Annotated in this window: 2 protein-coding genes; one reads left to right on the top strand and one right to left on the bottom strand. The window is 72.2% G+C overall.

Translation table 11 applies throughout. The annotated features are described in order from the left end of the window. Positions 1-273: 273 nt before the first annotated feature. The gene (locus AB0J52_RS38585) at positions 274-1,422 is read right to left on the bottom strand and encodes an epoxide hydrolase family protein (protein ID WP_500188000.1); all 1,149 of its coding nucleotides are present in this window, start codon (positions 1,420-1,422) and stop codon (positions 274-276) included. 78 nt (positions 1,423-1,500) lie between these two features. On the opposite strand from AB0J52_RS38585, the gene AB0J52_RS38580 reads away from it, so the two are divergent. Beyond that, positions 1,501-1,878, top strand: a 378-nt coding sequence (locus AB0J52_RS38580; RefSeq protein ID WP_500187998.1) for a helix-turn-helix transcriptional regulator, incomplete at its 3' end; no start/stop codon positions are given.

Genomic DNA, 1,878 nt, shown 5'->3' with positions numbered 1-1,878 from the left:
CGCGGACGCGGCGGCCAACGCGGCCGGCGGGCTGTTCGACCGGCTCGGACGACGCGGCGGCAACGGCGGGAACGGCGGCGGCTCCGCCGGCTGATCCCCCGCGGCTCTGGACGGCTCTGGACGGCCGTCGCGCTTCGGCGCGGCGGCCGTTCCGCATAGCGGACGCGTCACGTGGCGGACGTTGTAGGGGCCGCCGCCCTTCCGGACGGCGGCCCGAGCGGCGGCTTCTTCCGCGACGGACGTCCTCTCGCCTGGTGGGCGGGACGTCGGTGGTCACCGGACCTTGTCGAAGAAGGTCCTCATGTCGGCGGCGACGGCGTCCGGCTCCTCCATCGCCACGAAGTGGTGGGTGCCGGGGTTGCCCTCGCCCCAGTGGACGATCTCGTTGGTGCGCTCGGCGAGCCGCCGGATGCCGGGCGCGCCGCTGTACGTCCCGGAGGGCACGTTCTTCTGTCCTTCCGGCCAGCTCATGTCCTTGCCCTTGGCGTAGTACGGCCAGGACGCCGTCCCGAACGACCGTGTGAACCAGTACAGGCTGACGTTCGCGAGGAACAGGTCGCGGTCGACGGCGTCGAAAGACCCGGTGGCGAAGTCGTTGAACTTGTGCGCCATCCAGGCGAGGGCGGCGGTCGGCGAGTCGTCCCAGCCGTAGGCGAAGGTCTGCGGCGCGACGCGGTTGACGTGGTGGTGGTCGAGCACCTCGGACCCGGCCCACTGCTGCATGAGGTCGTACTGGGCCTTCTCCTCGGGCAGCATGTCCGGGACGTCCTGCTCGGTGGGGAAGCCGAGGCCGCTGATGACGTACACGCCGACGACGGCGTCCGGCGCGGCCTTGGCGACCTCGGGCGCGACGTACGCGCCGAAGTCGCCGCCCTCGACGCCGTACCGGTCGTAGCCGAGGCGGCGCATCAGCTCGGCCCACATCCGCGCGACGCGCGCCGCACCCCAGGCGCCGTCGCGCGGCTCGTCGCTCTGCGGGGCGGTGTCGTGCGGCGGAGCGGTGTCGCGCGGCGGGGCGGAGAAGCCGACGCCCGGGATGCTCGGGACGACGACGTGGAAGCCGCGCTCGGTCAGCGGCCGGATCAGGTCCGCGAACTCGGCGAACGAGTTGGGCCAGCCGTGCGCGAGGAGCACCGGGAGCGCGTCGGGATCGTCCGAGCGGACGTGCAGGAAGTGCACGTCGTGTCCCTCGATCTCCGTCATGAACTGCGGAAACTCGTTGAACCGCGCCTCCTGCGCGCGCCAGTCGAAGCCGGTGCGCCAGTAGCCCGCGAGCTCCTTCATGAACGCGACCGGCACTCCCCTGTCCCAGCCGTCGCCCGGCAGCTGGGCACCCCACCGCGTGCGCGCGAGGCGGTCGTTCAGGTCGTCGATGTCGGCCTGCGGGATGTCGATGCGGAAGGGACGGATCTCGTTGCTCATGAGGATGAAGTTACGAGCCGTGTAGGTCAGAATCGTTCCTATACAGTCATCCGTCGCCGATCTCCTTGAAGGAACCGCATGGCCGAGACCTCGTCGCGTCTGCTCAGGCTGCTGTCCCACCTCCAGACGCCGCGACGGTGGTCGGCGACCGAGCTGGCCGGGCGGCTGGACGTCACGACCCGGACCGTCCGGCGCGATGTCGAGCGGCTGCGCGACCTCGGCTACCCGGTCGAGACGACGATGGGCCCGGACGGCGGGTACCGGCTGGTCGCGGGCACCGCGATGCCGCCGCTGCTGCTGGACGACGAGGAGGCCGTCGCCGTCGCGGTGAGCCTGCGGACGGTCGGCGGGCAGCCCGTCGAGGGGATCGGGCCCGCCGCCGTCCGGGCGCTGTCGAAGCTGGAGCAGGTGCTGCCGTCGCGGCTGCGGCACCGGGTCTCGGCGCTCGGGGACGTG

It is taken from the genome of Spirillospora sp. NPDC049652 (genome assembly GCF_040675125.1).
GTDB lineage: Bacteria > Actinomycetota > Actinomycetes > Streptosporangiales > Streptosporangiaceae > Spirillospora.
Note: the sequence above shows the minus strand (reverse complement) of the source record. Positions and strands in the feature narration are given on the sequence as shown.